Source organism: Streptomyces nigra (assembly GCF_003074055.1).
Lineage (GTDB): Bacteria > Actinomycetota > Actinomycetes > Streptomycetales > Streptomycetaceae > Streptomyces > Streptomyces nigra.
Genome location: NZ_CP029043.1, coordinates 3,422,513 through 3,442,542, shown reverse-complemented (window position 1 = coordinate 3,442,542; position 20,030 = coordinate 3,422,513). Strand labels below are relative to the sequence as shown.

18 protein-coding genes are annotated in these 20,030 nt (G+C 71.5%); 11 read left to right on the top strand and 7 right to left on the bottom strand.

The genetic code is table 11. The features are described 5' to 3' along the window. The first annotated feature begins 143 nt into the window (after window positions 1-143). Window positions 144-1,856: a glycosyl hydrolase family 28-related protein gene (locus DC008_RS15785; protein WP_108707543.1), complete on the top strand. Its 1,713-nt coding sequence runs from the start codon at window positions 144-146 to the stop codon at window positions 1,854-1,856. On the opposite strand, the gene DC008_RS15780 is transcribed toward DC008_RS15785, so the two are convergent. Then, window positions 1,835-2,632 (bottom strand): helix-turn-helix transcriptional regulator, encoded by a 798-nt coding sequence (locus tag DC008_RS15780; RefSeq protein ID WP_108707542.1) that lies wholly within the window; start codon window positions 2,630-2,632, stop codon window positions 1,835-1,837. The genes DC008_RS15785 and DC008_RS15780 overlap by 22 nt on opposite strands. 49 nt (window positions 2,633-2,681) lie before the next feature. Here DC008_RS15780 and DC008_RS15775 point away from each other — a divergent pair, with 49 nt between their 5' ends. After that, window positions 2,682-3,137 carry a DUF2000 domain-containing protein gene (locus DC008_RS15775; RefSeq protein WP_108707541.1) on the top strand — a complete coding sequence of 152 codons (456 nt, stop codon included), beginning with the start codon at window positions 2,682-2,684 and terminating at the stop codon, window positions 3,135-3,137. Between the two features lie 18 nt (window positions 3,138-3,155). Here the strand turns inward: DC008_RS15775 and DC008_RS15770 are convergent, their stop codons facing one another. Continuing rightward, the gene (locus DC008_RS15770; protein WP_108707540.1) at window positions 3,156-4,412 is read right to left on the bottom strand and encodes an MDR family MFS transporter; all 1,257 of its coding nucleotides are present in this window, start codon (window positions 4,410-4,412) and stop codon (window positions 3,156-3,158) included. Window positions 4,413-4,588: 176 nt separating this feature from the next. Here DC008_RS15770 and DC008_RS15765 point away from each other — a divergent pair, with 176 nt between their 5' ends. Beyond that, a complete protein-coding gene (locus DC008_RS15765) occupies window positions 4,589-5,350 on the top strand; it encodes a phosphoglyceromutase (RefSeq protein WP_055624752.1) in 762 nt (253 codons plus the stop codon). A gap of 139 nt (window positions 5,351-5,489) precedes the next feature. On the opposite strand, the gene DC008_RS15760 is transcribed toward DC008_RS15765, so the two are convergent. The 3 genes from DC008_RS15760 to DC008_RS15745 all read right to left on the bottom strand — a co-directional run bounded on the left by DC008_RS15760 (window position 5,490) and on the right by DC008_RS15745 (window position 7,823). Continuing rightward, window positions 5,490-6,080, bottom strand: a complete 591-nt coding sequence (locus DC008_RS15760; protein WP_108707539.1) for a hypothetical protein — start codon at window positions 6,078-6,080, stop codon at window positions 5,490-5,492. A 127-nt stretch (window positions 6,081-6,207) separates the two neighbouring features. Beyond that, the gene (locus DC008_RS15755; protein ID WP_108707538.1) at window positions 6,208-6,540 is read right to left on the bottom strand and encodes a ribosomal protein L7/L12; all 333 of its coding nucleotides are present in this window, start codon (window positions 6,538-6,540) and stop codon (window positions 6,208-6,210) included. Between the two features lie 362 nt (window positions 6,541-6,902). Further along, window positions 6,903-7,823 (bottom strand): SDR family NAD(P)-dependent oxidoreductase, encoded by a 921-nt coding sequence (locus tag DC008_RS15745; RefSeq protein ID WP_108707537.1) that lies wholly within the window; start codon window positions 7,821-7,823, stop codon window positions 6,903-6,905. A 120-nt stretch (window positions 7,824-7,943) separates the two neighbouring features. Between DC008_RS15745 and DC008_RS15740 the strand changes: the two genes are divergently transcribed. Together DC008_RS15740 and DC008_RS15735 are read left to right on the top strand one after the other, a co-directional pair. After that, window positions 7,944-8,609 (top strand): TetR/AcrR family transcriptional regulator, encoded by a 666-nt coding sequence (locus DC008_RS15740; protein ID WP_108707536.1) that lies wholly within the window; start codon window positions 7,944-7,946, stop codon window positions 8,607-8,609. A gap of 195 nt (window positions 8,610-8,804) precedes the next feature. Continuing rightward, complete coding sequence (locus DC008_RS15735) at window positions 8,805-11,486, top strand: SpoIIE family protein phosphatase (protein WP_108707535.1); 2,682 nt, start codon at window positions 8,805-8,807, stop codon at window positions 11,484-11,486. Window positions 11,487-11,801: 315 nt separating this feature from the next. On the opposite strand, the gene phoU is transcribed toward DC008_RS15735, so the two are convergent. After that, the gene (gene phoU / locus DC008_RS15725; RefSeq protein ID WP_108707533.1) at window positions 11,802-12,503 is read right to left on the bottom strand and encodes a phosphate signaling complex protein PhoU; all 702 of its coding nucleotides are present in this window, start codon (window positions 12,501-12,503) and stop codon (window positions 11,802-11,804) included. Window positions 12,504-13,038: 535 nt separating this feature from the next. On the opposite strand from phoU, the gene phoR reads away from it, so the two are divergent. Both phoR and phoP read left to right on the top strand, forming a co-directional pair. Further along, complete coding sequence (gene phoR / locus DC008_RS15720) at window positions 13,039-14,346, top strand: two-component system sensor histidine kinase PhoR (RefSeq protein WP_108707532.1); 1,308 nt, start codon at window positions 13,039-13,041, stop codon at window positions 14,344-14,346. A 5-nt stretch (window positions 14,347-14,351) separates the two neighbouring features. Further along, window positions 14,352-15,023, top strand: a complete 672-nt coding sequence (gene phoP / locus DC008_RS15715) for a two-component system response regulator PhoP (RefSeq protein WP_466744556.1) — start codon at window positions 14,352-14,354, stop codon at window positions 15,021-15,023. Window positions 15,024-15,102: 79 nt separating this feature from the next. Here phoP and DC008_RS15710 read toward each other — a convergent pair whose 3' ends face one another. Beyond that, window positions 15,103-15,804 carry a copper chaperone PCu(A)C domain-containing protein gene (locus DC008_RS15710; protein WP_108707531.1) on the bottom strand — a complete coding sequence of 234 codons (702 nt, stop codon included), beginning with the start codon at window positions 15,802-15,804 and terminating at the stop codon, window positions 15,103-15,105. A 615-nt stretch (window positions 15,805-16,419) separates the two neighbouring features. Between DC008_RS15710 and DC008_RS15700 the strand changes: the two genes are divergently transcribed. From DC008_RS15700 to cysS, 4 genes are all read left to right on the top strand, one after another. After that, complete coding sequence (locus tag DC008_RS15700; RefSeq protein WP_003953493.1) at window positions 16,420-16,902, top strand: CarD family transcriptional regulator; 483 nt, start codon at window positions 16,420-16,422, stop codon at window positions 16,900-16,902. A 300-nt stretch (window positions 16,903-17,202) separates the two neighbouring features. After that, window positions 17,203-17,991 carry a 2-C-methyl-D-erythritol 4-phosphate cytidylyltransferase gene (gene ispD / locus DC008_RS15695; RefSeq protein WP_108707529.1) on the top strand — a complete coding sequence of 263 codons (789 nt, stop codon included), beginning with the start codon at window positions 17,203-17,205 and terminating at the stop codon, window positions 17,989-17,991. Further along, on the top strand, window positions 17,981-18,484 hold the full coding sequence (gene ispF, locus DC008_RS15690) for a 2-C-methyl-D-erythritol 2,4-cyclodiphosphate synthase (RefSeq protein ID WP_108707528.1): 504 nt from the start codon (window positions 17,981-17,983) through the stop codon (window positions 18,482-18,484). The genes ispD and ispF overlap by 11 nt, the downstream gene beginning before the upstream one ends. A 78-nt stretch (window positions 18,485-18,562) precedes the next feature. After that, window positions 18,563-19,960: a cysteine--tRNA ligase gene (gene cysS, locus DC008_RS15685; RefSeq protein ID WP_108707527.1), complete on the top strand. Its 1,398-nt coding sequence runs from the start codon at window positions 18,563-18,565 to the stop codon at window positions 19,958-19,960. Window positions 19,961-20,030 lie beyond the last annotated feature (70 nt).

Below are 20,030 nucleotides of genomic sequence, written 5' to 3'. Positions count from 1 at the left end.
CCCCTGAAAACCTGACCCCTGCACGCCCTCTTCCCGCAGCAGGGGTCCCGTGGCATGCTCACCCTCCGACGCACTTCTGAACATCGTTCACATCCATGAAAAGCACATCCATGACAAGCATGCGGCATGGAGGGCGTACGGACATGGGCAACGCGCATCTCACCAGACGGGCCCTGCTCGGCGGAGCCACGGCCGTGGCGCTCGCCGCGACGACCGGCACCACGGCCCGGGCGGACGCCCCGCCCGCCCCGGGCCCCGGCGCCCCTCAGGTCCCCGCCCCGGGACACGGCACCCCGCAGGTCCCCGCCCTCTGGCACGAGTTCACCCGCACCCCCTGCACCCACCCGCAGATCCCCTACGTGGGCCGGGCCGGCCGGCACGGCGGAGACCGCCGGCGCCCCCGCCCCCGGATCGTCGCCGACGTCCGCGCCTTCGGCGCCGTGGCGGACGGCACCACCGACTGCGCCCCCGCGATCAACCGTGCCATCGCCGCCGCCGGAAGGGCCGGCGGTGGCACGGTCACCATCCCGCCCGGCACCTTCCGCATCGACGACGTCATCCGCGTCGGCCACTCGAACGTCGTCCTGCGCGGCGCCGGCAGCGGCCGTACGACCCTGCTCGCCACGAAGAACCTCACCGAGCTGATCGGCGTCTACGGCTCCCGCTACGGCGGCGACAAGTCGTCCTGGTCCTGGGCGGGCGGCCTGATCTGGCTGGCCCCCGAGGCCCGCTGGAACTCCCTGGTCGACGCGATCCGGGCCCGCGACTGGCCGTTCGAGGGCTGGACCGGCAACCGGCGCGACGAGTGGCGCACCCTCACCACCGTCGCCCCCGCCCGCCGCGGCTCCTGGACGGTCCGGGTGGCCGACCCGTCGGCGCTGCGCCCCGGCGTCCTCGTCCTGCTCCGCCTCGCCGACGACGCCGAGCACACGCTCCTCGAGCACATGAGCGGCGGCGGACCCGGCGCCGAGGCGTACACCTGGGACGACAAGACCAAGCTGACCTCGTACGTCCCCTACGAGTGGCCGGTGCGCGTCACCCGGGTCCGCGGCCGCGAGGTCACCCTGGAACGCCCCCTGCCGCTCGACGTGCGCCCCGAGTGGGACCCCCGACTGACCACGCACGTCGGGGAGTTGACCGGTTCGGGCGTGGAGGGCCTCACTCTGGAGGCGGTGGAGACTCCGCAGCAGCCGCACCTCCTCGACAAGGGCCACAACGGTGTCGTCCTGCAGTGCGCCTACGACTGCTGGGTGCACGACGTCACCGTCCGCCATGTCGACAACGGCTTCGGTCTGGTGGCCGCCTCCGCCTGCACGCTCACGCACACGCGCGTGGCGGGACGCGGGGTGCACCACCCGTACTTCTGCCGCGAGGGCTCGCACGACAACCTCGTCGAGGACTTCACGATCGAGGCCCGCACCACCCCCGCCCCCGCCAACACCCAGCTGCACGGCATCAACGTCGAGGGCCTGTCCTCCCACAACGTCTGGTCACGGGGCGACATGCGCATGGGCACCTTCGACAGCCACCGCGGCCTGCCCTTCGCCAACGTCCGCACCGACATCACCGTCGTCAACGACGGACGGCACGGCGGCGACGCGAGCGCCGGACCGCTGTTCGGGGCGCGCTTCACCCACTGGAACATCCGGGTGACCAACGGCCGCGCCGGCATGGTCCGCCTCGACGGCCTCGCGCCCTACTCGGCGACCGTCGGCCTCAACGAGGTCGGCGAGTTCGGCCAGATCGACGTACCCGACTTCACCGGCGACCTGCACGCCCGCCTGGAGCTGTACGGCACCACCGACGTCGTACGGCCCCGGAATCTGTACGACGCTCAGCGCGCGCTGGCGCGGTAGCGGCCCGGGGTGACGCCCACCAGGCGGCGGAAGTGCCGGGTGAGATGGGACTGGTCGTAGAAGCCGGTCGCGGCGGCCACCTCCGCCGGCGCCCGGCCCTCCAGCAGCAGCCCACGGGCCCGGTCGACCCGGCGGGACATCAGGTACTGGTGCGGGGCGATGCCGTACGCGGCGCTGAACGACCGCACGAGATGGGCGGGATGGGCCCGCACCAGCGCCGCCGCCTCGTCCAGGGCGATGCCCGGCACCACCCGCTCGTCGAGGAGTTCACGCAGCCGGCGGGCGAGCTCGGGGTCGCGGCGGTCGGCCTCGGTCGCCGTCCTCGGCCGCAGGCAGGCGCGCAGCCGGTCGCCGATGAGGGTCAGCCGGCTGTCGGCCTCCAGCTCGTCACCGGGCTGGGCGAGGGCCGCGTGCAGCTGTCCGACGCGCCGCCGCAGCACCGGGTCGCGCAGATCGGGCGAGTCGACGGCCGGGCCGATCAGGTCGTCGCCGAGCCGGGTGCCGTCCAGGTACAGGACGCGTTTGCGGAAGCCGTGCGGGGTGGCGGGGGAGCCGTTGTGCGGGACGTGCGGCGGCAGCAGGGTCACGGTGTCGTGCGGGGTGCCGTGCTCGTGCCGGTCCAGGTCGTAGCGGACGGCGCCGTCGTCGACGATCAGCAGCGTCCACGCCTCGTGGACGTGCATCGGGTACGCGTACTCGGTGAAGTGGGCGTGGAAGACCTCGGTGACGCCCGGGACGCGGGGACGCCACGCGGTGACCTCCTCGCGCGTGCCCATGCAAAGAACGTACAAGACCGGACCGTGCGGCGTCGGCGAGTCTCGCCGTATGAACGCTGAAGCACCCGTGCACGACGGGGCGGCCGCCGCCCCTGTCCGTTTCGATACCAAGATCGCCGTGCTGCTGCGCGAGGACCTGGAGACCTGGCAGCGGCTGAACGTCACCGCGTTCCTGGTCAGCGGCCTCGGGACGCAGCTCCCCGAGGTGATCGGGGAGCCGTACGAGGACGCGGACGGCGTCCCCTATCTGCCGATGTTCCGCCAGCCGGTGCTGGTCTTCGAGGGCACCAAGGAGACCCTGACGGCGGCCCACTCCCGCGCGCTGTCCCGTGCCCTGCCGCGCGCGCTGTTCACCTCCGACCTCTTCGCCACCGGCCACGACGGCGCCAACCGGGCGGCGGTCCGGGCCGTGGGCACGGACGCGCTGGACCTGGTGGGGCTGGCGGTCTACGGACCGAGGAACGCGGTGGACAAGGTGCTGAAGGGGGCACGGATGCACCCCTGAGCGCCCTTGCCCATGGGGTCAGGCCGCGCTGGTCTCCGGCTTGGACGCGGCGACGGGGATGGTGGCGCCGGGCGCGTCGGCGGGCGGCCGGCGCGTCAGCGCGCCGTACCCGACCGCGGCCACCGTACCGACGGCCGCGCACAGCGCCCACAGCCACGCGGCGCCGAGGCGGTCGATGACCAGGCCCGACATCAGCGGGGCGACGAGCGCCGCCACCGACCAGGACAGGGTGTAGACGCCCTGGTAGCGGCCGCGTCCGTGCGCGGGGGACAGTCGTACGACGAGGCCCGTCTGGGTGGGCGCGTTGAGCATCTCGCCGAGCGTCCACACGCACACCGTCAGCGCGAAGACGCCGACCGACCCGGCGAACGCGGTGAGCCCGAAGCCGTAGCCGGCCAGCAGCGACGACACGACGAGGATGCGGCCGGCGTCCCTGCGTTCGATGAACCGGGTGACCGGGATCTGCAGCGCGACGATCAGGACGCCGTTGACGCCGATCGCGAGGCCGTAGTCGGCCGGGGAGAACCCGGCCGCGCCCATGGCGACCGGCAGCCCGACCGCGCCCTGCTGGAAGACCAGGGCGACCAGGAAGCACAGCCCGACGACACCCATGAAGCGCCGGTCGCGCAGCACGGTCCCCAGCCGGATCTCCTCGCCGGGCCTGCCGGTGTCCGTCTTCTCGGGCCGCGACTCGGGGATCCTCATGAAGACCACGACGGCGCAGACGGCCGTCATCCCGGCCTCCAGCAGGAACCCGGCCCGGTAGCTGACCTCGGCGATGAACCCGGCGGCCATGGAGGAGACGGCGAAGCCGAGGTTGATGGCCCAGTAGTTGAGCGAGAAGGCCCGGACCCGGTCCTCGGGCCGGACGATGTCCGCCATCATCGCCTGCACGGCGGGCCGGGAGGCGTTGGAGGCCGCGCCGACGGCGAAGGCGACGGCGGCGATGGCCACCGGGTGCTGCACGAAGGCGAGCACCGCCACCGACACGGCGGTCGCGGACTGCGCGATCAGCAGGGTGGGCCGGCGGCCGAGCCGGTCGGCCATCACGCCGCCGCCGAGCGAGGAGACGACCCCGCCGAGGCCGTGCAGCGAGGCGACCAGACCGGCGTAGGTGGCCGACTGGCCGCGCTCGAGCGTGAGGTACAGCGCCATGAAGGTGGCGACGAAGGCGCCGAGCCGGTTCACGAGGGTGCTCGTCCACAGCCACCAGAACTCACGGGGGAGCCCGGAGACGGTCTCCCTGGTGGCGCGTCTGACGGCGGCGAGTGACATAGCGGGTCCCCCACGGATGGCAGCCGGAAACGGCAGCGGAAGTAATGAGCAGACGAGGCAACCGAACCTTACGAATCCGCACCGAGGGGAAGCCACTCGATTAACAGATCCCGTCAACCGTCCGCCTGCTGGGCGGGGCCGCCGGGGGCGCGAATCCGTGGATTACGCTCTGAGGCATGGCCGACGCACCGTACAAGCTGATCCTCCTCCGCCACGGCGAGAGCGAGTGGAACGCGAAGAACCTGTTCACCGGCTGGGTGGACGTCAACCTCAACGAGAAGGGCGAGAAGGAGGCGGTCCGCGGTGGCGAGCTCCTGAAGGACGCCGGACTCCTGCCCGACGTGGTCCACACGTCCCTCCAGAAGCGCGCGATCCGCACGGCCCAGCTGGCGCTGGAAGCGGCCGACCGCCACTGGATCCCGGTCCACCGCTCGTGGCGCCTGAACGAGCGCCACTACGGCGCCCTGCAGGGCAAGGACAAGGCGCAGACCCTCGCCGAGTTCGGCGAGGAGCAGTTCATGCTGTGGCGCCGCTCCTACGACACCCCGCCGCCCCCGCTCGCCGACGACGCCGAGTACTCCCAGTTCTCCGACCCGCGCTACGCGACCCTCCCGCCGGAGCTCCGCCCGCGCACGGAGTGCCTCAAGGACGTCGTCGTCCGCATGCTCCCGTACTGGTTCGACGCGATCGTCCCCGACCTGCTGACCGGCCGCACGGTCCTGGTCGCGGCCCACGGCAACTCGCTGCGCGCCCTGGTCAAGCACCTGGACGGCATCTCGGACGCCGACATCGCGGGCCTGAACATCCCGACGGGCATCCCGCTCGCCTACGACCTGGACGCCGACTTCAAGCCGCTCACCCCGGGCGGCCGCTACCTCGACCCGGACGCCGCGGCGGCGGCGATCGAGGCGGTCAAGAACCAGGGCAAGAAGAAGTAGCTTCGATGATCATGCCTCCCACCTGCGCAGACGGCGCGGATGGGAGGCATTTTCACGGCCTGGGACCACTCTGGGCCCTCAGTCCTCCGGGCTTCCGGTGGTCCTCATTCAGCGACGTACGCCAGACGTGGCGCACCTCTTACCAGCCGTGCTGGGCGTCCCCCAATACGGTGCTGCCGAGGTGCGCGGCGAGTTTCTCGGCGCGTGGAAGGTCGCCCCACTTGTCGACGTGAACGAAGACTGTGTGGCGGTCGGCCGGTTGCAACCAGTTGACGTCATCGCAGTTGAAGAGAACTTCGACGCCATCGTATTTGCCATGCCCATATGAATCCGTCTCTGTATCGTCCGGCCACCTGCCGCTCAAGCCGATCGAGGCAGTTCCCTGCCCCACGGCCCTCACGAACCGGTCCTCCACGGTGCCCGGAGGGACGTAGTGCAAGACGGACAGAGGCAGTTCCGGCTCCAGCAAGCGATGGTGGGCCGTAAGGAGGTCCAAGCCGAAGTCCAGAAATTCACCTGTCACCGGGTCCGTCCGAGGACTGGCGTAGTGGAAGTCGGCCTCGGGCAGCACCGTCGCCATCCGCCGCGCATCCTCGACAGTCAGCAGATCGGCCATCAGCGTCACCTCGTCGTCGCGTTCCTCCAGCAGATCGTTCAGGCGCAGTGCCTGCGTCCACGCCTCCATGGCGTCAGTGGTACGGAAGACGGGGTACGCCTGTGAGTTGCCCATGCGCCCCACCTTCGCAGGCAGCGGTGGGGATGCTCGAGGGAGGGCTCCATGCCTCCTTCATCACACCGCCGTGATGGGTGGGCGTACCGGATGAGGGTGAGGTTCCACCGCCGACATGTCCGCTACGTCATCCATGAGTGAACCGGGGCGGCACCGCCGGTCCCTCTCCGGGCCCTCCGAGGTCGGCAGACGACGGCAGACGACGACCAGCGACGACAACCGGACCGCAGGTCGCCCCGGCCTCCCGTAGGGCCGCCACCGCCGCCTCCGCGTCCTCCTGCGGTACGCCGTCGAGGATCACGGCGGGCAGGTGAACTGCCAGAGCCTTGCTGTGCCAGAGGCTCAGGCCCGTCAGGCGTCGGACGGTCTGGACGACGTCCAGCGTGCGGGGGCCCAGGGCGAGGAGCACCACGTCATGGGGTACTTCGTCGCACACCAGCCAGACGTACCTGTCCGTCATGAGTCCCCCTGCCCATCGCCGCCCTCAGCGTACGGCCCCGTCCCGCCCCGGCTACCCTCCCGCCATGGAGCAGCACCCCCTCGTCCGTGACCTCTACCCCGGCCTCGTCGCCGAGCTGACCGCCCTTCTGGAGGAGGAAGAGGAACGGGAGTTGGCCCTCTCCGCACGGGACCTTCGGCTTGTCGAGGCGTGTGGGTGCGGGGACGGGTTCTGTCAGAGTTTTCGGACCGCGCCTCATCGGCCGGGGGAGCCGTACGGGCCCGGGCATCGGTGCGTTCCCCTCGTGCCCGCGCAGGGCATGCTCTGCCTCGACGTCGTCGACGGCCGCATCGTGTACGTCGAGGTGCTGGACCGGCCGCCGCTCAGGACGCCGTCGCCACCCGCTCCACCGGGAACGTCACTCCCGTCAGTTCCTCCGACACCGTCCACAGGCGGTGCATGACCGTCTCGTCGTGGGAGGCGGGGCTGGACGTGACCAGCTTCGGGTAGCCGCGGATCTCGCCCCGGCCGCCGGGGCCGTAGTACTGGCCGCCCGTCACGGCCGGGTCGGTGGCCGCGCGCAGAGTGGGCAGGGCGCCCATCGCCGGGTCCTGGGTGAGCAGGGGGGTGATCCGGCCGGCCGGTACCCGGAGCGGGGCCGGGAGGTGGCGGAGCAGCTCGGTGTTGGAGACGCCGGGGTGCGCCGCCGCCGCGATCGTCGTGCCGTGCGGGGCGAGCCGGCGCTGCAGTTCGTACGTGAACAGCAGGTTGGCGAGCTTGGACTGGCCGTAGGCGCCGACGCGGCTGTACGACCGCTCCCACTGCAGGTCGTCGAAGTGGATCGCGGCCCGGATGCGGTGCCCGACGCTGCTGACGTTCACGACACGGGAGCCGGGGACCGGCAGCAGCCGGTCGAGCAGCAGGCCGGTGAGGGCGAAGTGCCCCAGGTGGTTCGTGCCGAACTGCATCTCGAAGCCGTCGGCGGTGGTCTGCTTCGGCGTGTACATCACGCCGGCGTTGTTGATCAGCAGGTCGATGCGCGGATGCGCGGTGCGCAGGTCCGCCGCCGCTGCCCGGACGGAGGCCAGGGACGTCAGGTCCAGCGTCTGGACGGTGACGTCACCGCGGATACGGGCCGCCGCCCGCGCCCCCTTCTCCACGTCCCGCACGGCCATGACCACCGTCGCCCCGTGCTCCGCCAGCATCCGGGCGGTCTCGAAGCCGAGCCCGGTGTTGGCGCCGGTCACGATCGCCACCCGGCCGCGCTGGTCGGGGATCTGCTGTTCGGTCCACTTCTCGGTCATCGCCTGCTCCTCGGGTCGCCTTCGGCAGCTGTAACGAACCGCCGGTCTGTTATGTGGCCGAGCATAAGGGACCGGTGGTCTGATAGCAAGAGACCGGCGGTCTGTAAGTTAGGCTGAGATGTGACTTTTCAGCGGGCGCGAAGCGAGGAACAGCGAGAGGCCCGCCGCCGGGCCATCCTCGACACGGCGGCGGCGATGCTCGACGAGATGCCGGTGGCCGAGCTGAGCCTGAACGAGCTCAGCCGGCGCGTGGGCCTGGCCAAGTCGAACGTCCTGCGCTACTTCGAGTCCCGCGAGGCCGTCCTGCTCGAGCTCCTCGACGACTTCCTCGGGCGCTGGCTCGTCGAACTGGAGGGCGAGCTGGCCGAGGGGGTCGAGGCGGGCGCCACGGCCGAGGTGCGAGCGGCCCAGCTCGCGGACGTCCTCAGTCGGTCGCTGGCGGACCGTACGGTGCTCTGCGATCTCTTCGGCGCCCAGGGCGGCGTCCTCGAGCGCAATGTCTCCGTCGAGGTCGTCAAGCGGCACAAGCGCGCCTCCCTGGCCCGACTCGACGCCATGACCGCGCTCCTGCGCCGCCATGTGCCCGAACTGGGCGAGGGCGCCCAGCTGTTCTGCCTGATGTGCCTCGCCTCGTCCGGTGCCCTCTCGGCCTACGTCCCCCCGCCGCCCCCCGTCCTCGCCGCCTACGCCGAGGAGCCCGCCCTCGCCGCGCTGAATCTGGAGATGCCCGAGACTCTGCGGGTCGCTTTCACCGCGATGCTCCTGGGTGTCGTCCCGCGCACCTGAGGGGGCCGGGTGGCGGGGCCTCGGCGCCCCCGGTCCCTGTTCCTGGCGTGCTCTCGCCGCCCCCGGCCCCCTGTTCCTGGCGTGCTCTCGCCGCCCCCGGCCCCCTGTCCCTGGCGTGCTCTCGCCGCCCCCGCCGATGTCCCTAGCGTGGACACGCCGTAGCCAGCAGAAAATGCCGATGGTACAAATAGCGACATGTCGGACCGACACGACCGGTGGACGCGGGGACGATGGCGCTCGCTGGTCGGCAGGAGTCCCCGAAGCGTTGCCGGTCAGGTGTTCGTGCTCCAGGTGGCGCTCGTCCTGCTGCTCGTGGTCTGTGCCGTCGTCGCCCTCATCCTCCAGTCGAGCCGCGACACCCAGACCGAGGCGAAGCGCCGCTCGATCGCCGTCGCGCAGACCTTCGCGCACGCGCCCGGCGTCCTCGCGGCGCTGCGGACGGAGGACCCCTCGAAGGTGCTCCAGCCGCTGACCGAGGCGGGGCGCGGCGCCGCAGGCGTCGACTTCATCGTCGTCATGGACACCGACGGCATCCGCTACACCCACCCCCTCCCGGACCGCATCGGCAAGCGTTTCGTCGGCACCATCGAGCCCTCCCTCGCGGGCCAGGTGTACACGGAGAGCGTGCACGGGCCACTCGGCAAGGAGGTCCAGGCGACCGTCCCGATCGACGACGGCAACGGCAAGGTCATCGCGCTCGTCTCCGCCGGGCTCAAGGTCAAGAGCGTGACGGGTGAGGTGTACCGGCAGCTCCCGATCATCCTGGGCGCGGGCGCCGGCGCGCTCGCCGTGACGGCGGGCGGCACCGCCCTGGTGAGCCGACGGCTGCGCCGCCAGACCCACGCCCTCGCCGCCGACGAGATGAACCGGATCTACGAGCACCACGACGCCGTACTGCACTCGGTCCGCGAGGGTGTGCTGATCATCGACGACGGCCGGCTGCTGCTCGCCAACGACGAGGCCAGGCGCCTGCTGGAACTGTCCCCGGACGCCGAGGGCCGGCATGTGGCGGAGCTGTCCGGGCTCGACCCGGAGACCGTGGACCTGCTCGCCTCCGGTCGCGAGGCAACCGACGAGGTGCACTTCGCGGGCGACCGCCTGCTGGCGATCAACCAGCGGCACACCGACCGGGCCGGTCCGCACGGCACCGTGGTCACCCTCCGCGACACCACCGAACTGCAGGCCGTCTCCGGCCGCGCCGAGGTCGCCCGGGAACGCCTCAAGCTGCTGTACGACGCGGGCCTCGGCGTCGGCACCACCCTCGATGTGATCGGCACCGCCGAGGAACTGGCCAAGATCGCCGTCCCCCGCTTCGCCGACTTCGTCACCGTCGACCTGGCCGACGGCGTCGTACAGGGCGACGAGCCGACCCTCACGGCGACGGACATGCGGCGGGTCGCCGCGCACGGCATCCGGGACGACCACCCCCTCTACGAGGTGGACCGGCTCATCGACTTCCTGCCCACCACCCCGCAGGCCCGCGGCTACGGCACCGGCCGCTCCGTCCTCGTCGCCGACCTGGCGACCGCCGCCGACTGGCAGGCCCAGGACCAGGAGCGCACCCGGGAGATCCTCGACTACGGCATCCACTCCCTGATCGCCGCGCCGATCCGGGCCCGCGGCGCCGTCCTCGGCCTGGTCAACTTCTACCGCGGCAAGGGGCACGAGGCGTTCGACGCCGAGGAGCTGTCCCTGGCGGAGGAACTGGTGGCGCGCGCCGCCGTCAGCATCGACAACGCCCGCCGCTTCACCCGCGAGCACACCATGGCCGTCACCCTCCAGCGCAGCCTGCTGCCGAGGGAGCTGCCCGAGCAGAGCGCCCTGGACGTCGGCTCCCGCTACATACCGGCCCAGTCCGGGGTGAGCGGCGACTGGTTCGACGTCATCCCGCTGCCGGGGAGCCGGGTCGCCATGGTCGTCGGCGACGTGGTCGGCCACGGCCTGCACGCCGCCGCCACCATGGGCCGGCTGCGCACCGCCGTGCACAACTTCTCCACCCTCGACCTGCCCCCCGACGAACTGCTCAGCCACCTCGACGACCTCGTCGGCCGCATCGACCAGGACGAGGCATGTGCCGACCGGGCCGCCGTCGTCGGCGCCACCTGCCTGTACGTGATCTACGACCCCGTCACGCGCCGCTGCGCCATGGCGCGGGCCGGCCACCCGGCTCCCGCCCTCGTCCGCCCCGACGGCGAGGTCAGCTACCCCGACCTCCCGGGCGGACCGCCGCTCGGCCTCGGCGGCATGCCCTTCCGTACGGCGGAGTTCGACCTCGACGACGGCACCCAGCTCGTCCTCTACACCGACGGCCTCATCGAGGACCGCGAACGCGACCTCGACGTCGGCCAGGAACTGCTGCGCCGGGCCCTGACCGGCCACCCCGAGCGCGCACCGGAGGACAGCTGCCGCGCGGTCGTGGACGCACTGCTTCCGGCCGGCCCCAAGGACGACGTGGCCCTGCTGATCGCCCGGACCAAGGCGCTCCCGCCGGACCACGTGGCCACCTGGGACGTGCCGCCCGACCCGTCCGCCGTCGGCCGGGTGCGCGAGGCCGTCTCCGGCAAGCTGGCGAAGTGGGGCCTGGAGGAACTGGACTTCGTCACCGAACTCGTCCTGAGCGAGCTGGTCACCAACGCCATCCGCTACGGCGCCGAGCCCATCCAGGTACGGCTGATCCGCGACCGGGTGCTGACCTGCGAGGTCTCCGACTCCAGCAGCACCTCACCGCATCTGCGGTACGCCGCGACGACCGACGAGGGCGGCCGCGGTCTCTTCCTGGTCGCCCAGACGACCGAGCGCTGGGGCACCCGGTACACCTCGCAGGGCAAGGTCATCTGGGCCGAGCAGGCGCTGCCGGGCGCGGTGGGCACACCCTGAACAGCGGCTACGTCCTCACCCGCACTGGCAGGGGTTCCCGGACTGGCACCCGCAGCCGCACCCCGAACCGCAGCCGCAGGCCCCGAACAGCGGGAGACTCCGGACGTCGGCGGGCTGCTCGGTCGGGCGTTCCCGAGTCGGGTCGGACGTGGTGTCGGGCGTGCTGGGGGATTCGGCCATGGTCCCTCCTAGAAGGCTGGTGCCTGTGCCCATTGGATGCCCGCCCCGCTGGGCGCATCAACGGCGCACGGAGGCTCGTACGCGCCCGGACCGGCCCCCGCGATCCCGCGCGAACCACCGCGGCGCCCGCGCGCTCTACGCCCCGTCCGCCCCCGGCGCCGGCTGGATCCCGGGCTGTACCTCGGCCTGCAGCTCGTCGGCGTGCTCCCCGGTGACCAGGTAGACGACCCGCTTCGCGACCGCCACCGCGTGGTCGGCGTACCGCTCGTAGTAGCGGCCGAGCAGCGTCACGTCGACCGCGGTCTCGATGCCGTGCTTCCAGCGCTCGTCCATCAGGTGCTGGAAGAGCGTGCGGTGCAGCAGGTCCATCTCGTCGTCGTCCTGCTCCAGCTGGAGCGCGAGGTCGACGTCCTTGGTGACGATCACCTCGGCCGCCTTGGCCATCAGGCGCTGCGCCAGCTGCCCCATCTCCAGGATGGTGGCGTGCAGGTCCTGCGGGATCGCCCGCTCCGGGTAGCGCAGCCGCGTCAGCTTGGCCACGTGCTGGGCCAGGTCGCCCGCCCGCTCCAGGTCCGCCGACATGCGCAGGGAGGTCACCACGATCCGCAGGTCCGTCGCCACCGGCTGCTGGCGGGCGAGCAGCGCGATGGCCCGGGCCTCCAGGTCGTGCTGCAGGTCGTCGACCTTCTGGTCCGCCTCGATCACGCTCTCGGCCAGCTTCAGGTCGGAGTCGAGGATGGCCGTCGTGGCGCGCCCGATCGCCGACCCGGCCAGCCGGGCCATCTCGACCAGGCCGTCGCCGATCGAGTCCAGTTCCTCGTGGTACGCGTCCCGCATCAGGGTCCCTCTCTCACATCTGCCTCCGGGGGTGGACCCGGCGGCCTGTCGTCTCACCGGAAAAGCCGCTTTGCCGGGTGTCCGACGGTCCTACGGTCGTGCCCTACGACAGTAGGACCGTCGTCAGTCGTACGGTCGGGAGAAATCACGGTCCGAAAGGATCACGGTCCGACAGACCCACGATCAGCCTGACGCACGATCCAACGGAACCACGATCCGACAGGATCACGATCCGACAGGATCACGATCAGCCAGACCTACGGTCGGCCAGGCCCACGATCCGACAGGACAACGTTCCGACAGTCCGACGCTCCGAAGAGCCGCCCATGCGATCGTCACGCCGCCCCGCCCCGCCGTACCCGGCCGCCGAACCGCCGTCCCGCTCCCGACGATCCCACGATGCGATCGCCACGCGTCCGTTTCCGCCACCCCGAGTGAACCGGCCCCGTCTCCCAGGTGAACTCTGGGCGACGAGTGTCGGAGGTCGCACTCCGCACGCTGTGGGCATGACCTGGGCCATGCCTAACCTGGACGCATGGACGTGAACGCGGCGGTCGCCGCAGCGGCTGCGATCGCCGGGCTCCTCACCGGTGTCATCGCCGTGCTGGCGTTCCGCTGGAGCGAGCGCGACCTGAAACGCCCCACCCGTACCTCCCTGCACACCGACCCGGTCCTGCCGCCCGGCGTGGACACGGTCCTGTCGGTGCTGCGCTCCTCCGCCGTCGTCCTCGACGAGGGGGACGCCGTGGTCAAGGCCAGCTCGGCGGCGTACGCCCTCGGCCTGGTCCGCGGCGGCCGGCTGTCCGTGGAGCCCATGCTCCAGATGGCCCGCGACACCCGGCGCGACGGCGAGATACGGCAGGTCGAGCTGGACCTGCCGCGGCGGGGCACCGGACGCGGCGAGGCCCTCGCGGTGTCCGCGCGGGTCGCGCCCCTCGGCTCCCGGCTGGTCCTCCTGCTGGTCGAGGACCTCACCGAGGCCCGGCGTATCGAGGCGGTCCGCAGGGACTTCGTCGCCAACGTCAGCCATGAGCTGAAGACACCGGTCGGCGCGCTCTCGCTGCTGTCCGAGGCCGTCATGGACGCCGCCGACGACCCCGAGGCCGTCGAGCGCTTCGCCGGGCGTATGCAGATCGAGGCGACCCGCCTCACCAACCTGGTGCAGGAGCTCATCGACCTCTCCCGGGTGCAGAACGACGACCCGCTGGAGGACGCCGAGCCGGTCCGTGTGGACGAGCTGGTCGCCGAGGCCATGGACCGCTGCCGGCACGCCGCCGGGACCAAGCAGATCACCATGGCCGCGAGTGTGGCGGCGCCCGGGGAGTCCGATCAGGGCGGCACCGTCGACCTGCGGATCTGGGGCAACCGCGGCCAGCTCGCCGCCGCGCTCGGCAACCTCGTGGAGAACGCCGTCAACTACTCGCCCGCCCGCACCCGCGTCGGCATCGCCGCCCGCAGGATCACCGTGCCGGGCGGCGACCTCGTCGAGATCGCGGTGACCGACCAGGGCATCGGCATCTCCGACAAGGACAAGGAGCGCATCTTCGAGCGCTTCTACCGCGTCGACCCGGCCCGTTCCCGCGCCACGGGGGGAACCGGTCTCGGTCTCGCGATCGTCAAGCACGTGGCCGCCTCGCACGGCGGGGAGGTCACGGTGTGGAGCTCCGAGGGACAGGGCTCCACCTTCACCCTGCGGCTGCCGGAGGCGGGCGCTGCCCGCGACCGCGGCCGGCAGCAGCCCGGACCCGACGACGACGACGGGCCCGCAGCTCTCACGCATTCCCGCACCACCCCCGAGTCAGCCGCGTACGAAACGCTTTCCGCCCCGGAGGTCCATCCGTGACCCGAGTGCTCGTCGTCGAGGACGAGGAGTCCTTCTCCGACGCCCTGTCGTACATGCTCCGCAAGGAGGGCTTCGAGGTCGCGGTCGCGACCACCGGGCCCGACGGACTCGACGAGTTCGACCGCAACGGAGCCGACCTCGTCCTCCTCGACCTGATGCTGCCGGGGCTGCCCGGCACGGAGGTGTGCCGCCAACTGCGCGGCCGCTCCAACGTCCCGGTGATCATGGTGACCGCCAAGGACAGTGAGATCGACAAGGTCGTCGGCCTGGAGATAGGGGCCGACGACTACGTCACCAAGCCGTTCTCCTCGCGCGAGCTGGTCGCCCGTATCCGGGCCGTCCTGCGCCGGCGCGGCGAGCCGGAGGAGGTGACCCCGGCCGCCCTGGAGGCGGGCCCGGTCCGGATGGACGTCGACCGGCACGTGGTCACGGTCTCCGGCTCCAAGATCGACCTCCCGCTGAAGGAGTTCGACCTGCTGGAGATGCTCCTGCGCAACGCGGGCCGGGTCCTCACCCGGATGCAGCTGATCGACCGCGTGTGGGGCGCCGACTACGTCGGGGACACCAAGACGCTCGACGTCCACGTCAAGCGGTTGCGCGCCAAGATCGAGCCGGACCCGGGCGCGCCCCGCTATCTGGTGACCGTGCGCGGCCTCGGCTACAAGTTCGAGCCGTAGAACGGCCCGCATCCCGCCGGTACGCCGAAGGGCGGGACCCCACGTATGGGGGTCCCGCCCTTCGGCGTGTCTACGGCGCTCAGTGCCCGGCGGCCGACTGGGAGGCGCTGTCGGAGGGGAGGACGGCGGTGCCCGTCTCCTCCGTGCCCGCCTCGGTGCCGGCGCCCGCGGTGGAGTCCGTCGAGCCCGTGGCGCCCGCGGAGGCGCCGGCGGCCGGGGTGCCCGTCGGGGTGCCGGACGGCTTCGCGCCGGCCTCGGGGGCGGCCGGGACGGCGCTCGGGCCCCAGCTCTCGTAGTAGCCCTCGGCCGGGACGACGAGGGCGCGCAGGCTCACGTCACCGGTCCTGCTGAAGGTGAAGGTGATCGCCTGGGCGTCGCCGTCCTTGATGGCCTCGCGGCCCTTGGGCAGCACGGCGGAGGCGTTGTCCTTGCCGCCGAGGATCAGCGAGCCGCCGGCCGGGATGGTCAGGCTGCCGCCCTTGGCGGGCTTGAGCTCGGCCTCCTCGCCGGAGTCCTTCACCTTGACCGAGTCCAGCGTCTGGGCGCTGTCGCCGGAGTTGAACAGGGTCGCGGAGACCACGGCGGGGCCGGTGGACTCCAGCTCGGGCTGGGTGACGACGATGGCGTTCTGGATCTTGATGTCTCCGACGCTGGTGGCCGCGTTGTCCGGCTTGATCTCCAGTGTCCGCGCGTCGTTGCCGGCGGCGCACGCGGCGAGCGAGGTCATCGAGAACGCGAGGGCGGCAGCGGCGAGGACGCCGCGTCGAAGGCTGCTGCTCACGGCGGCGGCAACTCCTTGACTCGAACGGGGCGGGCGCGTAAAGCCGCCCTAAGTGTCTGTCAGCGGCCTCAGGTTACCGAGCCGTTCCCGCGCCGCCGCACCCGACCCTCCCCTGAGCGGCCAAGTGCCGACGAAGTCCCTCTTCCACCACTGGTCCCTTCACCCACAAGTGATCCGGTCACCGCATTGCCCGTGAGCAGGTCCGTCATTCACATAACGAGGGCCGCACGACCGCTCGCGGCATTTTTGTGAAGGAATGCGCGGGCACCCCGGAATTGATCACCGGCCGTACCGCCGACCGGGTAGTGATCAATTCTGGATTCGGCCGGGACCGGGCGTCGGGACACCGAACGGAGTAGCGGAAGTCGCACGCATGGAACCGGACATTTGTGTACGTTAGGTCTCTCGTGGGCAGGCTCGGGGGTGCGTGACGAGCGCGTTTCGGCCCGCCCGCAGAGCCCCTCCGACCTGCGAATACCTGCTTCCGTTCGGCTCGCGCAGCACGTTCCTGTTGGAGTTGTCAAGCCCTGAGATATGCCCTGACCTGCGAAAACGCCATTCAGAACCCGCCGTTTCCGTGTTACCCTGGATAGCCACGGAAGGGGTACCTGTCACATGACGTTCAAGGTTGGCGACACCGTGGTCTATCCCCATCACGGGGCCGCGCTGATCGAGGCTATCGAAACTCGTCAGATCAAAGGCGTGGACAAGACCTACTTGGTGCTGAAGGTCGCCCAGGGTGACCTGACGGTACGTGTGCCAGCGGACAATGCGGAGTTCGTCGGCGTACGTGATGTGGTCGGTCAGGACGGGCTGGACCGGGTCTTCGAGGTGCTGCGCGCGCCGTACGCCGAGGAGCCCACGAACTGGTCGCGTCGTTACAAGGCAAATCTGGAGAAGCTCGCCTCCGGCGATGTCATCAAGGTCGCGGAAGTCGTGCGTGACCTGTGGCGTCGTGAGCGCGAGCGCGGACTGTCCGCCGGTGAGAAGCGCATGCTCGCCAAGGCCCGGCAGATCCTGGTGAGCGAGCTCGCCCTCGCGGAGAACACGAACGAGGACAAGGCCGAGGCCCTGCTCGACGAGGTCCTCGCGTCCTGACGCGGAAGCGTCCGTCTCAGCTCAGCACCAGTGCTGTGTGATCGAAAAAAGTGCCGCGGTGCCCGATGACCCTGCAGTCGCCGGGCGCTGCGGCATGTTCGCATCGCGCTGACGTCTGATCTCGGGGGCGCCCCCGATACTGGACGTGCCGGGCCCGGGCAGCTGGCTCGACCGACTGTCACGGAAGGGTCCGGTCAAGGTGTCGCGCCCGGCACTCCCCCAGCTCAGGCTGACGCTCGAGCAGGGGGCACGCCCAGGCCATACCCACCTGGGCCGAGCACACAAACCTGACAGGAACCGATGTCCGACGAATCGCGTCCCTCGCCCCCGCAAGAGCGCGCCGGCACCCGCACGGCCGTCGTGATCCCGGCCGCCGGACGAGGTGTGCGCCTCGGTCCTGGCGCCCCCAAGGCGCTCCGCGCGCTGAACGGCACGCCCATGCTCATCCACGCCGTCCGCGCGATGGCGGCGTCCCGGTGGGTCTCCCTGGTGGTGATCGTGGCCCCGCCCGACGGCGCGGCCGAGGTCAAGAGCCTGCTCGACGCGCACGCGCTGCCTGGGGGTACCCCCGGCGGCAGCTGGGGGAGGACCGACTTCCTGGTCGTCCCCGGCGGCGAGTCCCGGCAGGAGTCCGTCCGGCTCGGCCTCGAGGCGCTGCCGCCGGACCACGAGATCGTCCTGGTGCACGACGCCGCCCGGCCGCTGGTCCCCGTCGACACCGTCGACGCGGTCATCGAGGCCGTCCGCGACGGCGCCCCGGCCGTCGTACCGGCCCTGCCGCTCGCCGACACGGTGAAGGAGGTCGAGCCCGCCGAGGAGCCCGGCACCCCCGAACCGGTCGTGGCCACCCCGGCCCGCGCCCGGCTGCGCGCCGTGCAGACGCCGCAGGGCTTCGACCGCGCCACGCTGGTGCGCGCCCACGAGACGGTCACCGGGGACGTCACCGACGACGCGAGCATGGTCGAGCAGCTCGGCCTGACCGTCGTGGTCGTACCCGGCCACGAGGAGGCGTTCAAGGTCACCCGGCCCCTGGACCTCGTCCTCGCCGAGGCGGTCCTGGCCCGCAGGAGGCTCAACGATGGCTTCTGAGCCGTATCCGCTGCCCCAGGTGGGCATCGGCACCGACATCCACGCCTTCGAGGAGGGCCGCGAGCTGTGGTGCGCCGGCCTGAAGTGGGAGGGCGAGGGCCCCGGACTCGCGGGCCACTCCGACGCGGACGTCGTCGCCCACGCCGCCTGCAACGCGCTGTTCTCGGCGGCCGGGCTCGGTGACCTCGGACAGCACTTCGGCACCGGGCGCCCCGAGTGGTCGGGGGCGCCGGGGACCGTCCTGCTGACGGAGGCCGCCCGGATCGTGCGCGAGGCCGGCTTCCGGATCGGCAACATCGCCGTGCAGGCCGTCGGCCCCCGCCCGAAGATCGGCAAGCGCCGCGACGAGGCCCAGAAGATCCTCTCCGAGGCGGCGGGCGCACCCGTGTCCGTGTCGGGCGCGACGACGGACGGCCTCGGCTTCCCCGGCCGGGACGAGGGCCTGATGGCGGTGGCGACGGCACTGGTCGTACGGGACGGCCGGGACGGCTGACGGCGGCGGCCGCACGGGACGGCGGCGAATCGCCGCCAAGGCACCGGGCAGTGGGATCCGCCCACTACCCTAGGTGTCGTGACTATTCGGCTGTACGACACCAGCGCCCGGCAGATCCGTGACTTCACCCCGCTCAAGCCGGGCTGTGTCTCGATCTACCTCTGTGGCGCCACCGTGCAGGCCGCGCCGCACATCGGGCACATCCGCTCCGGTCTCAACTTCGACATCATGCGCCGCTGGTTCGCGTACCGCGGCTATGACGTGACGTTCATCAGGAACGTCACGGACATCGACGACAAGATCATCTCCAAGTCCGTGGACCAGGGCCGCCCCTGGTGGTCCATCGGCTACGAGAACGAGCGGGCCTTCACCGACGGCTACACCGCCCTCGGCTGCCTCCCGCCGACGTACGAGCCGCGTGCCACCGGCCACATCACCGAGATGGTCGAGATGATGCGCGGCCTCATGGAGCGCGGGCACGCCTACGAGGCGGACGGCAGCGTCTACTTCGACGTCCGCTCCTGGCCCTCCTATCTGGAGCTGTCCCGGCAGGACCTCGACGAGATGCGCCAGCCCGCCGAGGACGGCATCACCGGCAAGCGGGACCCGCGCGACTTCGCGATGTGGAAGGCCGCCAAGCCCGGTGAGCCGGACTGGGAGACGCCGTGGGGCCGGGGCCGTCCGGGCTGGCACCTGGAGTGCTCGGCGATGGCGCACAAGTACCTGGGCTCCGCCTTCGACATCCACGGCGGCGGACTCGACCTGATCTTCCCGCACCACGAGAACGAGATCGCCCAGGCCAAGGCCTACGGCGACGAGTTCGCCCGGTACTGGGTGCACAACGCCTGGGTCACCATGAGCGGCGAGAAGATGTCGAAGTCGCTCGGCAACAGCGTGCTGGTGTCCGAGATGGTCAAGCAGTGGCGCCCGATCGTCCTGCGCTACTACCTGGGCACCCCGCACTACCGCTCGACCATCGAGTACAGCGAGGAGGCCCTGCGTGAGGCCGAGTCGGCGTTCGCCCGGATCGAGGGCTTCGTGCAGCGCGTCGTGGAGAAGGCCGGCGTCGTCGAGCCCTCCGCCGACGTGCCGCCGGCGTTCGCCGAGGCGATGGACGACGACCTGGGCGTCCCGCAGGCGCTCGCGGTCGTGCACACCACCGTCCGGCAGGGCAACAGTGCGCTCGCCGCCGACGACAAGGAGGCCGCCGTGGCGCGCCTCGCCGAGGTGCGGGCCATGCTCGGTGTGCTGGGCCTGGACCCGCTCGATGCGCACTGGGCCGGTGAGACCGACCGGGGCGAGGACCTGCACGGCGTGGTGGACACCCTCGTCCGGATGGTCCTCGACCAGCGCGAGGCGGCCCGCTCCCGCAAGGACTGGGCGACGGCGGACGCCATCCGCGACCAGCTCAACCAGTCCGGCCTCGTCATCGAGGACAGCCCGCAGGGCCCGCGCTGGACCCTCGGCCCGCGCTGACCGGGGCCGGCTCCGGGAAGATCGATTGTGCCGCCCGGCCCTCCGGGCGGCACACTGCACAGTACGCACA